10 protein-coding genes are annotated in these 16,104 nt (G+C 71.1%); all 10 read left to right on the top strand.

Annotation, left to right across the window (positions count from 1 at the left end; translation table 11 throughout):
* The first annotated feature begins 5 nt into the window (after window positions 1–5).
* The 10 genes from ACZ6SA_RS23970 (at window position 6) to ACZ6SA_RS23925 (ending at window position 15,754) form a co-directional block, all read left to right on the top strand.
* Entirely contained in the window at window positions 6–2,165 is a 2,160-nt protein-coding gene (locus ACZ6SA_RS23970) for a dipeptide ABC transporter ATP-binding protein (protein WP_465830485.1), read from the top strand.
* A complete protein-coding gene (locus ACZ6SA_RS23965; RefSeq protein WP_465830483.1) occupies window positions 2,162–3,076 on the top strand; it encodes an ABC transporter permease in 915 nt (304 codons plus the stop codon). Before ACZ6SA_RS23970 ends, ACZ6SA_RS23965 begins: the two co-directional genes overlap by 4 nt.
* On the top strand, window positions 3,077–4,024 hold the full coding sequence (locus tag ACZ6SA_RS23960; RefSeq protein ID WP_465830481.1) for an ABC transporter permease: 948 nt from the start codon (window positions 3,077–3,079) through the stop codon (window positions 4,022–4,024).
* 35 nt (window positions 4,025–4,059) lie between these two features.
* Window positions 4,060–5,616 carry an ABC transporter substrate-binding protein gene (locus tag ACZ6SA_RS23955; RefSeq protein WP_465830479.1) on the top strand — a complete coding sequence of 519 codons (1,557 nt, stop codon included), beginning with the start codon at window positions 4,060–4,062 and terminating at the stop codon, window positions 5,614–5,616.
* Between the two features lie 30 nt (window positions 5,617–5,646).
* Entirely contained in the window at window positions 5,647–6,579 is a 933-nt protein-coding gene (locus tag ACZ6SA_RS23950; RefSeq protein WP_465830476.1) for a dihydrodipicolinate synthase family protein, read from the top strand.
* Window positions 6,579–8,030 carry a sulfatase-like hydrolase/transferase gene (locus ACZ6SA_RS23945; RefSeq protein ID WP_465830474.1) on the top strand — a complete coding sequence of 484 codons (1,452 nt, stop codon included), beginning with the start codon at window positions 6,579–6,581 and terminating at the stop codon, window positions 8,028–8,030. Before ACZ6SA_RS23950 ends, ACZ6SA_RS23945 begins: the two co-directional genes overlap by 1 nt.
* Before the next feature lie 49 nt (window positions 8,031–8,079).
* On the top strand, window positions 8,080–10,101 hold the full coding sequence (locus ACZ6SA_RS23940; protein WP_465830472.1) for a LamG-like jellyroll fold domain-containing protein: 2,022 nt from the start codon (window positions 8,080–8,082) through the stop codon (window positions 10,099–10,101).
* Between the two features lie 74 nt (window positions 10,102–10,175).
* Entirely contained in the window at window positions 10,176–12,356 is a 2,181-nt protein-coding gene (locus tag ACZ6SA_RS23935) for a DUF6351 family protein (RefSeq protein WP_347645811.1), read from the top strand.
* 41 nt (window positions 12,357–12,397) lie between these two features.
* Entirely contained in the window at window positions 12,398–14,533 is a 2,136-nt protein-coding gene (locus tag ACZ6SA_RS23930; protein ID WP_347645812.1) for a sialate O-acetylesterase, read from the top strand.
* A gap of 180 nt (window positions 14,534–14,713) precedes the next feature.
* The gene (locus ACZ6SA_RS23925) at window positions 14,714–15,754 is read left to right on the top strand and encodes a DUF6461 domain-containing protein (protein WP_465830469.1); all 1,041 of its coding nucleotides are present in this window, start codon (window positions 14,714–14,716) and stop codon (window positions 15,752–15,754) included.
* Window positions 15,755–16,104: the final 350 nt, after the last annotated feature.

Here is a 16,104-nt window from a genome sequence, read left to right as displayed (position 1 = left end):
ATGGTGTGGTCCGAGACGACATCGTCCACAGCGGCACCACGCCCGTCGTGCCGGATGGCGGTGCCGACCAGCCGGTGCTGCGCGTGCGGGACCTGGTCGTCGAGTTCGCGACGCCGGCGGGCGTGGTGCGCGCGGTCGACGGGATGTCCTACGACGTCTACGGTGGCGAGACGCTCGGCGTGGTGGGGGAGACCGGGTCGGGCAAAAGCGTTTCGGTGCTCGCAGCGCTGGGCCTGCTCCAGACGGCGAACCTGCGGCGGGTCTCCGGCGAGGTGATGCTCGGCGGCATGGATCTGCTGACCCTGCCGGAGGTGGAGCTGCGGCGGCGGCTCGGGCGCGACGTGGCGATGATCTTTCAGGACGCCATCTCCGCACTCAACCCGGTTCGGCGGGTCGGCGACCAGATCGCCGAGGGGCTGCGGGTGCACGACCGGGCACTGACGGCCGGCGCGGCACGGGAGCGTGTCGTGGAGCTGCTCGAGATGGTGGGCGTGCCCCACCCGCGGGCCCGCTACGACCAGTACCCCCACCAGTTCTCCGGGGGGATGTGCCAGCGGGTGATGATCGCCATGGCGATCGCCAACCGCCCGAAGGTCCTGATCGCGGACGAGCCCACCACGGCGCTGGACGTGAGCGTCCAGGCGCAGATCCTCGACGTGCTCCGGCTGGCGCGGGAGGAGACCGGCGCCGGCGTCGTGCTGATCACCCACGACCTCGGCGTGGTCGCCGAGACCGCCGACCGGGTCGCCGTGACCTACGGCGGCCGGATCGTGGAGACCGGCGACGTCACTTCGATCTTCACCCGGCCGCGACACCCCTATACGGCCGCCCTGCTGCGCTCGCTGCCCCGGCTCGACGGTACGGCGGAACGGCTGCTGCCGATCCCTGGACAGCCGCCCGACCTCACCGAGATGCCGCCGGGGTGCGCGTTCGCGCCGCGCTGCCCGACCTCCCGCGCCCGCAGCGTCTGCGTGCAGACCCGGCCGGAGTTGCCGGCCGACGAGGCCGGTACCGGCGCGAGCGCCTGCCACTTCCCGGACGAGGCGGCGGCGCGGCCCGCGACGGAAACCGGTGCGCAGCCGCTGAGCGGCGAACCGGCGGATCCGGTGGCCACGCCGGCCGGTGCGGGCGAGGCGGAGGCGACAGCGGAAGAAGCGGCGGAGCCGGCCGTGCCGGTTCTGGAGGTGCGGGATGCGGTGAGCCGGTTCCCGGTGCGATCCGGGGTCTTCGCGCGGGCGACCTCCTGGGTGCACGCGGTGGACGGGGTCTCGCTGCGCATCCCGCCTGGCGGAACACTGGGCCTGGTCGGCGAGTCCGGCTGCGGCAAGACCACGCTCGCGCGGCTCGTCCTGCGACTGGTGGACGCGGTCGGCGGGCAGATCCTCGTGGAGGGCGACGAGGTCGGGCGGGCGGGCCGGGCCGGTCTGCGGCGGATCCGGCGGCGCGCGCAAATGGTCTTCCAGGATCCGTACGCCTCGCTGAATCCGCGCCTGACCGTCGGCGACAACGTGGCCGAGCCGCTACGGCTGCAGCGCCTTCCTCGCGCGCGGCGGCGGGAGGACGTGCTCGAGCTGTTCAGCCGCGTGGGCCTGCGGCCGGAGCACGCCGACCGGTTCCCGGCGGAGTTCTCCGGCGGTCAGCGCCAGCGGGTGGCGATCGCGCGGGCCCTGGCCTCCCGGCCCCGGCTGCTGATCCTTGACGAGCCGGTGTCCGCCCTGGACGTGTCGGTGCAGGCCCAGGTGCTGAACCTGCTGGCGGACCTGCAGCGGGAGTCCGGGATGGCGTACCTGTTCGTCAGCCACGACCTTTCGGTGATCCGCCAGGTCGCCGACCACGTCGCTGTCATGTACCTCGGGAAGATCGTGGAGTCCGGGCCGGTGACCCGGGTGTACGACGACCCGCGCCACCCCTACACCCGTTCGCTGCTGGCGTCGGTGCCGATACCGGACCCGGTCGGCCGCGAGACCCGGCGCCGTGTGCCGCTGGGCGGCGATGTCCCCAGTCCGGTGAATCCGCCGTCGGGATGCCGCTTCCGTACGCGGTGCCCGATCGCGGTGGCCCGCTGCGCCGAGGAGGAACCCTTGCTCAGTCCCGTCGCCGGCGGGCACACGGCCTGCCACTTCGCCGACGAAGGTCCCCATCCGCTCCCGGAGCCGAGCGCATGAGCGCGTCACCCGCCGGCGACCCGGCGGTCGCGCCCAGACGGCGACGGCGACGGCTGGCGGCGGTACGCCGGTTCGCCCGGTCCCGGTCCGCCGTCGTCGGTGCGGTCGGGCTGGCCACGCTCGCGGTGCTGGCGCTGCTCGCGCCGGTTGTCGCGCCGTTCGACCCGGCCGTGCAGGGCGGCGAGCCCTTGCTGGGCCCGTCCGGGCCCCACTGGCTCGGCACCGACCAGCTCGGCAGGGACCTCCTCTCCCGGATGATCCACGGTGCTCGCGGCTCGCTGCTCGTCGCGGCCGGTGCCGCCGCGGTCGGCGCGGGAATCGGGGTCCCGCTGGGTCTGGCCGCCGGATACCTGGGACGGTGGGCCGACGCGGTCGCGATGCGGGTGGTCGACCTGCTGCTGGCGGTGCCCGGGATCCTGCTCGCACTGGTCATCATCGCGGTGCTGGGGCCGGGCCTGCTCAACCTGATCCTGGCGATCGGAATCGGTGCGATACCGGAGTTCGCCCGGCTGACCCGGGTGGCGACGATGGAGGTGCGCGAGCGCGACTTCGTGCTGGCGGCCCGCGGGATGGGCGCGAGCACGCCGGACACGATGACCCGCACCGTACTGCCGAACGTGCTCGGTCCTGTCATGGTCCAGTTCGTCATCACCGCGTCGATGGCGGTCGTGATCGAAGCGGGACTGAGCTTCCTCGGGCTCGGCACTCCGCCGCCGGCGCCGTCGTGGGGCGGCATGCTGCAGGACGCCCGATCGTACCTGTACCAGAGCCCGACCTACGGACTGTTCCCGGGGATCTGCCTGGCCGCCACCGTTTTCCTCCTGGAACGGATCGGGCGTGGCCTGCAGCTCGCGGTGGGTGGCGGCGGGCGGCGCGCGGCGGCCCGCGGCCTCGGCAGAGGAGCGGTGTAGATGTACGGCTATCTGGTACGCCGGCTGATGCAGTTCGCGGTGGTGCTGCTGCTCGGCTCGGTCGCGGTGTGGGCGTTCGTACTCCTGCTGCCCGGCGACCCGGCCGCGGTGCTGCTCGGCCCGGACGCGAGCGCCGCCGAGCTGGCCGCGACCCGCGCCCGGATGGGGCTGGACCAGCCCTTCCTGGCGCAGTACGGGATCTGGCTCGGTCACGCGGTCACCGGTGACCTCGGCGCGTCGTACTACTCGGGCCAGCCGGTGCTCACCGAGCTGATGGACCGGATCCCGGCGACGGTGCAGCTGGCCGGGCTGACGCTGGTGCTGACGCTGGTCATCGCGGTGCCGGTCGGCATCGTGGTGGGGCTGCGGCCGTACTCGGCCGTCGGCCGGGTGCTGCAGGGTTACCTCACGGCGGGCCTGGCGGTGCCGGCGTTCTGGCTCGGTCTGCTGCTCATCATCGTGCTCGCCGTCCAATTGCGGTGGCTGCCCGCCTCCAGCGATTTCGTGCCCCTGTGGCAGGATCCCGGTGCCGCGCTGGCCAGCATGATCCTGCCGGCGACCGCCATCGCCGTGCACACCTCCAGCGTCACCGCCCGGTTCCTCGCGAACTCGCTGGGCGAGGTGATGGGCAAGGACTACATCCGTACCGCCCGCGCCAAGGGCGTACCGGAACGGGACGTGATCCGCCGGCACGCCGTGCGGAACGCCGCACTGCCGACCGTCACCGTCGTCGGGCTCCAGCTCGGCGGCTTTCTCGGCGGCACCGTCGTCATCGAGGCCGTCTTCAACTATCCCGGGCTCGGGCGGCTGCTCTACACCGCCATCGGGGAACGCGACTACGCCCTGGTGCAGGGCGGGGTGCTGTTCGTCGTCGCCACGTTCCTGCTGCTGAATCTCCTGGTGGACGTGGCCTACGGCGTCCTAGATCCGCGTATCCGGCTCACCTGACCTCCACCCCCTTCTCACCTCAGAGGGCAATGACCATGAGCATTTCTCCGCGAGATTCCCGCCTTGTCTCCCGCCGCGCGCTCCTACGGACCGGCCTGGCGGTGACCGGCGCGCTGGCCACCGCGCCCCTGCTGAGCGCCTGCGGTTCCGGCACGGGCGCAGGCAGCGGCGGCGACGCCGGCAGGGGCAAGCTCACGCTCGGTACGACCAAGATCATGCAGTTCGACCCGTACCTCACCAACACCGACATCCACATCCATGCCTTCTACACGTACCTGGTCGACTATCCGACCGACGGCACGTACGAGGCGATCCCCGCCGGCGCCGAGAGGTGGGAGCTCGCCGCCGACCACAAGTCGGTCACCCTCACCCTGCGGGAGGCGAAATACCACTCCGGTACGGCGGTCAGCGCGGCGGATGTCGTCGCCGGTATCAAGCGGGCGCAGAACCCCGATATCGCGTTCACCCTCGCGCAGCCGTCGGCGTTCATCGACACGGCGACCGCGGTCGACGACCGCACCGTACGCGTCGACTTCAAGGCGCCCACCCCGGAGGGGCTCGTCATGGACTGGATGTTCGCGTTCCCGCTCGTTCCGGCGGACAAGAACACCCCGGAGCAGCTCGAACACGAGCCGGCCGGTTCCGGGCCGTTCCGGCTAGGGGAGTTCCGGCGCAACCAGCGCCTGACGCTGAAGAAGAATCCCGACTTCCACGATGCGGGCAAGCCGTACCTCGACGAGGTCGAGTACCGGTTCTTCACCGACGAGGACGCGTTGGTGGCCGCGCTCGAGTCGGGATCCGTCGACGGTGCCGCCTACATCGGGTTCCGGCACTCCGAGCGGCTGAAGGACCGGTTCACCCTGGTGCGGGGCAGCGGCCGGATGATCCTCTTCTTCATGAACGCCACCATCCCGCCCTTCGACGACAAGCTGCTGCGGCAGGCCCTGGCGCGGGCCATCGACCGCGATCGGATCATCAAGCAGGTCAACTTCGGCATCGGCGAGCCCATCTACACGGCGTTCATGCCGCGGTCGCCCGCGTTCGACCCGGCGTACCTCGACTCACACGGGTTCGATCCGGACGCCGCGGCCGCACTGCTGGCGCAGTCCGGTGGCGCGCGCAAGGCGGTCGCGGGCGTGGCCGCGGGAACTCCAGAGGTGGAGGTGCTGCAGATCATCCAGGCGGACCTGAAGAAGATCGGGTTCGAGCTGGAGATCGCCCCGCAGGAAGAGGCCGCGTACCTTGAGGCGCTGTTCGCCAGCAAACTGCAGTGCACCGTCGCCGCGCAGCCCAACAACATGCAGAGCCCGTCGCTGATCGCCCGGGGCCGGCAGATGCTGCCGGGCAAGGAGAACACGACGTTCCGCGACAAGGTGCCGCCCGCCTACGTCGACGCGGTGGCCGCGGCCGGCTCCGCGCTCACACCGGAGGACCAGAAGGCCGCGTACGCGGAGCTGAACAGGGTGCTGGCCGACGAGTCCTGGGCGATCGGGATCTCCACCCAGCCATCGCTGTTCGCACTGGACAAGCGCGTCACCGGCCTGGCCACCGATCCCCGCAACTTCGTCACCCTCGTCGACACGAAGGCATGACCTGCTCACCGGCCAACTGGAAGGAACTTCATGACAGGGTTGCGCTACTCCACCGACGGCACGGACATGGCGCTGCTGACCGCGGTGTTCACACCGTTCGACGAGGCCGGCGAGCTGGCCCTCGACACCGTCGCGAAGCAGGCGGACGCGCTGCTCGCGTGGGGGTCGCCGGCGGCGTTCGTCGGGGGCACCGCGGGAGAGGGCGCGGCGCTGTCCACGGCCGAGCGGATGGCGCTGGTCGAGCGGTGGTGCGAGGTCGCGGCCGGCCGGCTGGACGTCATCGTCCACGTCGGGCACGCGAGCCTCACCGAGGCGCGCGCGCTCGCCCGCCACGCCGAGGAGGCGGGGGCGAAGGCGATCTCGGCGGTCGCCCCGTACTTCCACCGGCCCGAGACGGTGGCCTCGCTGGTGGACGGCTGCGCGGCCATCGCCGACGCGGCGCCGACGCTGCCGTTCACCTACTACCACATCCCTTCGATCACCGGCGTGAACCTGCGGGCCAGCGACGTGCTCACGGCGGCGCGGGAGAGGATCCCGTCGTTCGCCGGCGTCAAGTTCGCCGCCAACGACATGGTGGACCTGCAGCGCTGCCTGCACCTGGCCGGCGAGCAGGAGGTCTTCGTCGGCGTCGCCAAGCTGGTGCTCGCCGCCTGGCAGTGGGGGGCGCGGGCGGCGATCGGGTCGGTGTACAACTTCGCCGCTCCGCTGTTCCGGCGGATGCTCGACCACGCGGCCCGAGGGGAGCTGGCTCAGGCACAGGAGTGTCAGCTCCTGGCGCAGCAGGTCATCGACGCGGCCGGGCGGCCGGCCGGCGAGCTGGCCGGCTTCAAGGCCCTGGGCTCGGTGTTCGGCGTCGACTGCGGGCCTTGCCGGGCGCCGCTCGCCTCACTCGGCCCGGAGCGACTGGCCGCGCTGCGCGCCGAGGTCGCCCGGCTCGGGTTCGGTGTCGACGGCGGCCGCTGATGGCGCCGAATGTGCTGCTCATCCAGGCCGACCAGTTCCGGGCGGACTGCCTCGGCGCGGCCGGCAACCCGGACGTCCGTACCCCCCACCTGGACCGGCTGGCCGGTGACGGGGTCCGCTACCGCAACGCGTACTGCCCGTTCCCGGTCTGCACCCCGTCCCGGTACTCGCTGCTGTCGGGCCTGCACGTCCGCCAGCACGCCGGCTGGACGAACCGGTCCACGCTCGCGCCCGGCATCGACACCTTTCCCCGGGCGTTACGCCGGGCCGGATACCGGACGGCGGCGGTCGGCAAGATGCACTTCACGCCGACGTACCTCGACGTCGGCTACGACCGTCTCGAACTGGCGGAGCAGGACGGGCCCGGCCGGTACGACGACGACTACCACCGGGAGCTGGCGGCGGCCGGGCTGGCTCCGGTGACCGATCTCGTGGACCAGGAGCAGGAGTTCCGCGCGAAGGCGCCACAGTCGTACTGGGCGACGTACGGCAGCGGCCGGTCGGACCTGCCGGAGGAATGGCACACCACCACCTGGATCGGCGAGCGGGCACGGAAGGTCGTGGCCGCCTGGTCCGGCGGCGGTGGGGACCTGCTGCACGTGTCGTTCGTCAAGCCACATCACCCGTTCGACCCGCCCGACGGCTGGGACACGATGTACGACCCGGCGGCGCTGACGACGCTGCCAGGATGGACGGACACGATCCCGCCCGCCGACGAACGGTACCGGCGCAGGTACTTCGACTACGAGCCGCTGACCCTGCCGCTGCTGCGGCGGGTGATGGCGCACTACTACGCCACCATCTCGCACCTGGACCACCAGGTCGGACTCTTGCTCGACACGTTGCGGCAACGCGGGCTCTACGACGACACACTGATCATCTTCACCGCGGATCACGGCGAGTACCTCGGGTTCCACCACCTGCTGCTCAAGGACGGGCCGATGTACGACCCGGTGGTGAAGGTGCCGCTGCTGGTCAAGTTCCCGGAGGGCCGGCGCGCCGGCGAGGCCGCCGACCGGCTCGCCTCACTGATCGACGTCGCCCCGACGGTCCTCGCGACCTGCGGAGTGTCGCCGGCGGCGCCGTTGCCGGGCCAGGACCTGACCGACCCGGCCGCGGGGCACGACTGCGTCTTCGCCGAGGACCGCAGGCATGAGATCGCGGGCATGGCCCGCGCCGGCCGGTACAAGCTGCTGTGGTCGGACGCCGCCGGGGAAGCCCTGTTCGACCTGATCGCCGACCCCTACGAGATGACCGACCTCGCCGGCGACCCGTCCCACGCCGACGTGCTCCGGAGGGTGCGCGACACCGTGGCGCGGTGGGCGCTGCACGAGGCGACCCCACCCACCTACGCGGATCTTGCCGCTCCGTCCCGCGTCCAGGCCACCGACGACGACCGCGCCGCGCGGCGGGAGCTGTTCGCCACCGCGGTCGCACGACACCGTTCCTGACGCTCGGTCCGCCCGAGCACCCCCCGCCCTCACGAGGAGAGCGACGATCGTGACGATCCATCGCAGGCCCGTTTCTCGCCTGCCCAGATGCCTGGCGGCGCTGCTCGCCGTCGGGATGACCACGGCGACGGCGCTGTTACCGGCCCGGACCGCAGCGGCCGAGGCCACCGCGCCGTCGGCGGGGCCGCTGGAGGCGAGGACCACCGTGCTGTTCTCCACCCCGTACGTGCCGTCCGGGTGCTACCGGATCCCGGCCATCGTGCGGGCGGTGGACGGCTCGTTGCTGGCCTTCGCCGAGCGCCGGATTCACACCTGTGCCGACAAATCTCACATGGACCTGGTGGTACGGCGGCTGCCGCCCCGGGCCTCGCAGTGGTTACCGGAGGAAACCGTGCAGGGCTCCACCCTGGAGGCACCGGCGACCTGGGGCAACCCAGGGCCGGTGGTGTACCGGAAGTTACCCGGCGCTCCGGCGACCGACGCGCCGGACGGCCGGATCGTGCTGATGAGTACGCACAATCCCGTGGATCCGGCCACTCCCGGCAGCAACCACAGGACCGCGCCGCGTACCCCGTACGTGCTGCACAGCGATGACAACGGGGTGACGTGGAGCCCGGCGCGCAGCCTGTACGAGGAGCTGGACGACCCTTCCTGGGGCCACATGCAGACCGCCCCGGTGCACGGCATCCAGCTCACCCGCGGCGCGCACGCCGGCCGGCTGGCGGTAGGCGTCAACTACCGGGCCGGCTCGAAGTTCGGCCTCATGATCGCCTACAGTGACGACGGCGGCACCACCTGGCGCAAGGGCGCCCAGGTCGAGTACCCGCCCGTCGCCCGGCAGAACGTCGGGGAGCTGAGCCTGGTGGAACTCGCCAACGGCGACATCCTCGTGTGGGGCCGGCAGAACACCAACACGGGAACCCCGGAGGAACTTGCCGATCCTCACAGGGTGCCGCACCGGTCGATCGCCATCAGCAAGGACGGCGGCGAGACCTACCACAGCGGCTACACCAACCTGCCCGGGTTCGAGGCGCCTCCGATCCAGTCGGCGTCGTTGCGGACGGACGCGACCGACGAGGGCGACGCGTACAACCGGATCCTCGCCTCCGCGCCCTCGGTGAACCAGGAGCCGCGGATCCGGCCGACGGTCCGGGCGTCGTTCGACGAGGGCCGGACCTGGCAGGGCGTGGACACGCCGCTGGACTCCACCGATGAAGGTGTGCAGGTGTACGGCACCAACGATCGGAGCGTCACGGTGCAGGAGTGCGCCTGTTACGGCGGCTACTCCGACATGGTGGAGCTGCCTCATGGTGACGTCGCGTTGCTCTACGAGCGCGGCGCCACCGACTACCGTTCGGAGATCGCCTTCGTGACGCTCGACGATCGTGACCTGCACACCCCGTCGACCACTCCGGACGCGCGAGGCCGCTCGGCGCTGGTCTTCGACGGTGTCACGACCACCCGCGGCATGTACGGCCGGGCGCTGGCGTTCGACGGGCAGCGGGGCCGGGTGCAGTTGCCGTACCGGACCACGCCGGTGCTGGGTCCGGGCGATTTCACCGTGTCGACCTGGATCAGGTACGACGACGGCACCAGGGACCAGGCCATCGTCTCGGCGTACGGCCAGGACGGCGATCCGGGGGTGTCGCTGCGGGCCGAACCGGGCGGCGACCGGATCCGTGGCGTGGTGACCGCCGCTACGGGGGTGGCCGCTGTCGCCTCCGCCGGCGCGTACGCCGATGGCGCCTGGCACCACGTCGTGCTGCGCCGCCGAGCGGACACCGTCGAGTTGTTCGTGGACGGTGTCCGGGCCGGCGTCGCGTCCGGTGCCGCCGGGGCGGTCAGCGGCGATGATCCAACGCCCGTCTACCTCGGGCAGCGGCTGGACGGGGCGGACCGGTTCCACGGCAGCATGGACGAGTTCCGGATCTACGACCGCGCACTGAGCCCCGCCGAACTGGCCCGGCTGCGTACCAGCAACACCAACCGCATTCCCGGCCTCACCGCTCACCTGCCGATGAACGCCATCGTGCCTCCCGGCGAGCGATCGGAGACCGGTGATGACCGGTGAGCGTCTGGTCGCCGTTCCGCTCCTCGCGGCGGCGCTCGCCGTCCACTCCGCGGGCGGATGAGGAGAGGCTCACGATGCGCTCTGTCACCGGACACCGTTCTCCACGATCCGTCCTCGCCGCGCTCTCGGCCGTGATCGCTGTCACCGCGTCCACGCTTGTCGCGCCCCAGCCCGCACCGGCATCGGCATCGGCGGCCGGCGACGGCCGCCTGCGGCTGGTGGCGTTGTCGGCTCGGCCCGAACTGGTGACGGCGGACGACGTGCTCGTCACCGCGGAGGTGCCGCGCGACCACCCGCTGGAGGCCGTAAGGATCACGCTCAACGGCGCGGACATCACCGGCTCCTTCCTGGCCGACACGTCCGCGCACGCCCTCACCGGCCTGGCCGACCGGCTACGCCCCGGACACAACCGCCTCGTCGCGACCGCCGGGCCGCTGCGCGACCACCTCGTCATGACCAACCATCCGGCCTCCGGGCCGGTGATCAGCGGTCCGCAGGAGACACCGTACGCCTGCACCACTGACCTGTTCCGGATGGTCGACGGCGGCACGCTCGGCGATCCGCTCGACGCCGACTGCTCGGTGGCCACCCAGGTCGACTACGCGTACCGATCGACCGCCGGCCGGATCAGGCCGCTGCCGGATCCGGCGGTCAGACCCGGTGACCTCGCGTACACGACGACCGTCTCCGGCGAGACGGTCCCGTTCCTCATCAGGATCGAGACCGGCACGCTCAACCGGTCGATCTACCAGATCTCCATGTTGCACGACCCGGCAACGGAGGAGCCCACGTTCTACCGGCACAGCCCCGGCTGGAACGACCGGCTCATCTACACCTTCGGCGGAGGCTGCCGGCGTGGCTGGTACACCCAGGGCACGGACACCGGCGGCGTACTGGACCAGCAGATGCTCTCTCGCGGCTACGCGGTCGCCTCGGCGTCGCTGAACGTCTTCGGCAACAACTGCAACGATCTGCTCGCGGCCGAGACCATGATGATGGTCAAGGAACGGTTCGTCGAGCACTACGGCGACCCGCTGTTCACCATCGGGTGGGGCTCGTCGGGAGGTTCCTACCAGAGCCACCAGATCGCGGACAACTACCCGGGCCTGCTGGACGGCATCGTGGTCGGGCGGTCGTTTCCCGACGTCGCGTCCGCGACGAACATCACGCTGTTCGACGCCCGGTTGCTCGAGCACTACTTCGCCGAGGTCGCCCCGGGCACGTTCAGCCGGGAGGAGCAGCGCCAGGTCGCCGGCTTCCTTCGGTGGGAGAGCATCGGCAATCTCAGCAACGGGGCGAAACGGCTGGACCCGGTCGCCGAGTTCCCCGCCGAGTTGCCCGCGGAACTGCGTTATCACCCGCGGACCAACCCCGGTGGAGCGCGCGCGGACGTCTACGACCACACAGTGAACGTCTATGGACGTGACCCGTCCACCGGGTTCGCCCGGCGGCCGCTGGACAACGTGGGGGTGCAGTACGGACTGGCCGCGCTGGACTCGGGCGGGATCAGCACACAGCAGTTCCTCGACCTCAACCAGGGCATCGGGGGCCTGGACCTCGACGCCAGGCCGACGCCCCGGCGCACCGCGGCGGACCCGATCGCGCGCAACGCCGCCTACCGCACCGGACGTATCCTCTCCGGTGGCGCGGGCCTCGCCGGCACCCCCATCATCGACTACCGGACCTACTCCGAGGACGCCGCGAACGGCGACATCCACATGATGACGCACGGTTACGCCACCAGGGCCCGGTTGGAGGCGGCGAACGGCGACGCCGACAACCACGTCATCCTCGTGGAGGACGGCCGGTATGGCGGGTTCAGCCTGACCAGCCCCACCCTGCGGTACGCCCTGACGAGCATGGACGCGTGGCTGACCGCGATCGCGGGCGACGGCTCCCGGCTGGCCGCACACCAGAAGGTGGTGCGCCACAAGCCGGGCGATCTCACTGACGCCTGCTGGAGCCGCGACGCCGAGCCTCGCAAGATCGTGCAACGGCTCACCGCGGACAACACCGGAGAGTGCGGACAGCTGTTCCCCGCCTACTCCACCCCACGGCTGACAGCCGGCGCCCCGCTCACCGACGACGTGGTGACCTGCCACCGCAAGGCCGTCGACTGGAGCGACTACTCGGTCACCTTCAGCCCGGCCGAGCGCCGCCGGCTGCTGGAGGTCTTCCCCTCGGGCGTGTGCGACTGGACGAAGCCCGGAGTCGGGCAGCGGCCGCTGCGCGATACTTGGCTGTCGTTCGGCTGACCGGCTCACTCCCCTTGACCCCAGCCCATGGAGGAGTGCCCATGCCGCGCCATCGGCTCAACACCTGCATGTCAGCCATCGGATGCGCTGCCCTGGTATTCGCCGCGGCGACCGTCTCCATCACCGGCGTCGCCGCCGCCGGACCGGCCACCACCGGCGCCCCGCCGACCTCCTGCGACGCCGAGGCCGCGGGCTACCGGCTGGTGCGAGTGCTCGACCTGCCAACCGTCGCCAACTGGCGGGACACGACCCCGCCGTACATGTTCGACGACACCGCCGGCCTGGTCGGCGGCTTCGACCGGGTCGGCTACTGCCTGGAGCTCACCGCCGAGGCGGGCACGGCCTGGGTGTGGACCTCGATGGAGGCGCTGAGCGCGAACCCCGACGACCTGGGCCTGCCGACTCGCATGGAGCAGTCGCGGCACCAGTTCGTCGACGACCTGACGGTCGCCTCCAACGTGCCCGGCGTGCGGGAGGTCGACGGAGGCTCCGGCTGGGTCGAGATGTGGCCCAACCAGTACGACGCAACGGGTTCGGGACAAGTACCGGGAGCGTCCGAGACCGCCCGCGACGCCGACGACGCGGTCCTGTGGGCGAACGGGTACGGCTCGTTCCAGGTACACGCGTTCGCCGACGCCGGCGACGCCCGCGGCCCACGGGCCGCGGACGCCGCCACCGCGACTCCGGTGCTGGCCGTCAACGCCTTCACCGCCGGCTCTCAGGCGATGGACGTCGGCATCGGCGCCGCCCCGGGTGAGAACCCCGACTGGACGTCCGCCAGGAATGCCGGCGACCACACCGCCAGGCGGCTCACCTTCTACGCCCGGCCCTCGCTTGCCCGGGTGGAAACCGCCCCAATCTCGCGGCAGGTGGTGCCCCGCCCGGGCCGGATCGCCACCAGCGTGCCGGTGCCGGTCCGCGGGGTGGCACTCGACCCGGACGTCACCGAGGTCGAACTGCGGACCACCCGCGGTGGCCGCCGGACGACCCGACGGGCCACCGTGTCACCGGCGGCACCGCGGTTCTCCTTCACCGTCTCGCTGCCTGTGGCGTTGGCGTCGACCGACCTGGAACTCGTCGCGCTCACGGTCGACGGCGACAGCCGCCGCATCGCCCGCGCGGTCGACGTCGTCGCGGGTGACGTCATCGTCGTGCAGGGCCAGTCGAACGCGCAGGCCGGCCGACAGCCGAACTCGACCTCGTCGGAGGCGGACCGGTCCCGGTGGGTTCGCACCTACGGCACCTCCAACAACAACAACCCGCGACTGGCCGCCGCCATCGGTGGCTGGACCTATGCCACGGGCGACAACATCCAGCGGGTCGCGGCGATCGGCCAGTGGGCGGTCCGGACGGGACAGCTGATGTCGGCCCGGCTCGGCATCCCGATCGCCATCATCAACGGTGCCCGTGGTGGCCGGCCGATCAGCTACTTCGCCCGCAACGACAGCGCTCCCACCGATGGCGCGACCAATTACGGGATGTTGCTGCAACGCCTAACCCGGGCCGGCCTGACCGGGCCGGACGCCATCGACGTCATGCTGTGGTACCAGGGTGAGGCCGACCGAGACGACGCCGAGGCACATGTCTCCGGGTTCACCGAGCTGGTCGCGGACTGGCGCCAGGACTACGGCGCCGAGCTGCCGGTCCACGTCCACCAGGTCCGGAACTCCCCATGCGACCAGGCGACCCCGGTGGCGCTGCGGGACGCCCAGCGGCGGCTGCCGGACACCGTCGGCAACCTGCGGGTGCTGTCGACGACCGGCCTCAACGGCCACGATGGCTGCCACTTCGCCTACATCGACGGCTACCGCACCCTGGGTGAGCACAACGCGGCCATGCTGCTCGACGACCTGTACCGCCCAGGCACCCCCAGGGTCGCACCGCCGAACCCTCGATCGGCCCACCGGATCGACACGAACCCGCACCGACTGGTGGTGCGACTCCGCTCACCCGCCCACCCGCTGACCGTCGAGGACGGCGCCGCGTCGGACTTTCGGGTACCGGACGCCGTCGTGGAATCCGTCGTCTGGGAACGTGGTCGCGGCCTGGTGCTGACGCTGGACCGGCCGGCACCCGCCCGCGCCACTGTGGCGTACGTCGCCCACCGTCGCGCCGGCCCGCGCGTCATCGACAGCCTAGGCATGGGCCTGCTCGCCTTCCAGATCCCCATCGAATAAGGGCTCGGTCACCTGCCGCTCCGGGGGCGCGGGCGCCACGTCGGCCGGAGTGCGGTACAGGGTGCTCCCTGGAGACACGTTCTATGTGAAGATCTATGACGGGCATCCACCCGCTCGGTAAGCGCTGAGCCGGCGGGCGTTCCAGGACGCCCGCCGGCTCCTCACGATGGAGACCGCGGCATGAGGGAAGACGACTTTACTCATTACGAGAGACTCGTCTCCGCGTGGTTCTCCGATCCAACCTGCCTGACCTGGTGCGAGGCATCAGGGCTGGACGGCGTGGCGCGAGCCTTCGGCGCCGATCTCGCCGCGGCCGAGTCTTTGAGCTTCGAGGACGCCCAGCTCGAGCAGTACACCGCGGACATCCCTGGCATCCTGCCGAGTCTGGTCGCCGGGACGATCGGCGACTGGACGCTGGTCGTCGAACCGAATGGATGCGAGGGAGCAAGACCCGAAGTGCTGAAGGCGTTGTCGGCCCGCGGGCGAGCGGTGAACGTTCTGCTCAACGGAGGCCAGTACGACCGGCTCAGCTACGCCGCCGCCGGGCGGTTGCTCGCCGTCCGGCTGACGTCCTCCCCCTCCCGTCCCGGCCGCCTTCCGGGTGACGCCGGCGCGGTCATCGACTCGGTCATCGGCTCGGTCGGCACCGATGATGTCATCGGGCTCCAAGCCGCCTCGCTCCTGGCGGCGGAGCACATCACTGGTGCCCGCCTCACGGAAGAGTGGCTGCTGGACGGCGGCCTCACGCGCCTGCTCGTCGAGAATCCGCTCCCCGACGACATCGTCCCCGATCAATTACGCAACCACCCTGTACTGAACCGACCCGAAGTACGGGCGATCCTCGACGATCTGTCGCCCGACAAGGTAGCTCCCATCCGCTACCTGATGACGGAGGCGGTGGTACAGGGTTCGCAGCTGTTGCATCCCACAACGGATGAGGCGCTGGAGTTCCTGCGTGGCGACGACGACACCTCCCGGCGGCGGGAGGTCCGCCGCCAGGTCGCCTTACTGCGCGACGACGTCTCACGAGAACCTGGCCCCGACTGGACACCGCGCCGTGCGGCCGTGAAGGTGCTGCTGGACGCGCTGGGAGACGACCCCACCAGATCCGCGGACGCGGTCGCGAGCCAGGCCTTCATGGGACATCTCACCGACGATCAAAAAGCCGTCGTCGTCATCATGAAGCGGTGCCTGCATCAAATCAGCCGCACAGCGTCCTGAACGCGCAACCGTTCGGCCTGTTCCGTGCCAGAATGCAGGCAGAATAACTCTGACCTGTGGTTGGCCGGGCCCTTCGCCGACGAGTACCAAGGCGTGGACACCCCATTGGGTAACGCCTTCCGTTCTCCTGCCCGCAGCCGATGAGTGGATCCAGCAGGCCATGTGAGGGCACCTGTGGCCGGAATGTGAGAACGCCGGTGGCTGTGGGGCATCCTGGCCGTCCAAAGCTGGTGACCAACCTCGTCAGTGCCGAAGCGGTAGTCGATGCGCCGGGTCGCCTCGACCCTGCACCGCCTGGACCCGAGAACGGGAACGCCAAACCCCGCCCTATATCTTGACCGGTGCTGCCG

It is taken from the genome of Nonomuraea sp. NPDC049378 (assembly GCF_055586745.1).
The sequence above is the reverse complement of the archived record's forward strand: the minus strand, read 5'-3'. Positions and strand labels throughout refer to the sequence as shown.

What these genes read in the sequence shown, in the direction of transcription:
- ACZ6SA_RS23925 (WP_465830469.1), top strand. Translation starts at nt 14,714, where the DNA reads ATGAGGGAAGACGACTTTACTCATTACGAGAGACTCGTCTCCGCGTGG.
- ACZ6SA_RS23945 (WP_465830474.1), top strand. Translation starts at nt 6,579, where the DNA reads ATGGCGCCGAATGTGCTGCTCATCCAGGCCGACCAGTTCCGGGCGGAC.
- ACZ6SA_RS23955 (WP_465830479.1), top strand. Translation starts at nt 4,060, where the DNA reads ATGAGCATTTCTCCGCGAGATTCCCGCCTTGTCTCCCGCCGCGCGCTC.
- ACZ6SA_RS23965 (WP_465830483.1), top strand. Translation starts at nt 2,162, where the DNA reads ATGAGCGCGTCACCCGCCGGCGACCCGGCGGTCGCGCCCAGACGGCGA.
- ACZ6SA_RS23960 (WP_465830481.1), top strand. Translation starts at nt 3,077, where the DNA reads ATGTACGGCTATCTGGTACGCCGGCTGATGCAGTTCGCGGTGGTGCTG.
- ACZ6SA_RS23950 (WP_465830476.1), top strand. Translation starts at nt 5,647, where the DNA reads ATGACAGGGTTGCGCTACTCCACCGACGGCACGGACATGGCGCTGCTG.
- ACZ6SA_RS23930 (WP_347645812.1), top strand. Translation starts at nt 12,398, where the DNA reads ATGCCGCGCCATCGGCTCAACACCTGCATGTCAGCCATCGGATGCGCT.
- ACZ6SA_RS23935 (WP_347645811.1), top strand. Translation starts at nt 10,176, where the DNA reads ATGCGCTCTGTCACCGGACACCGTTCTCCACGATCCGTCCTCGCCGCG.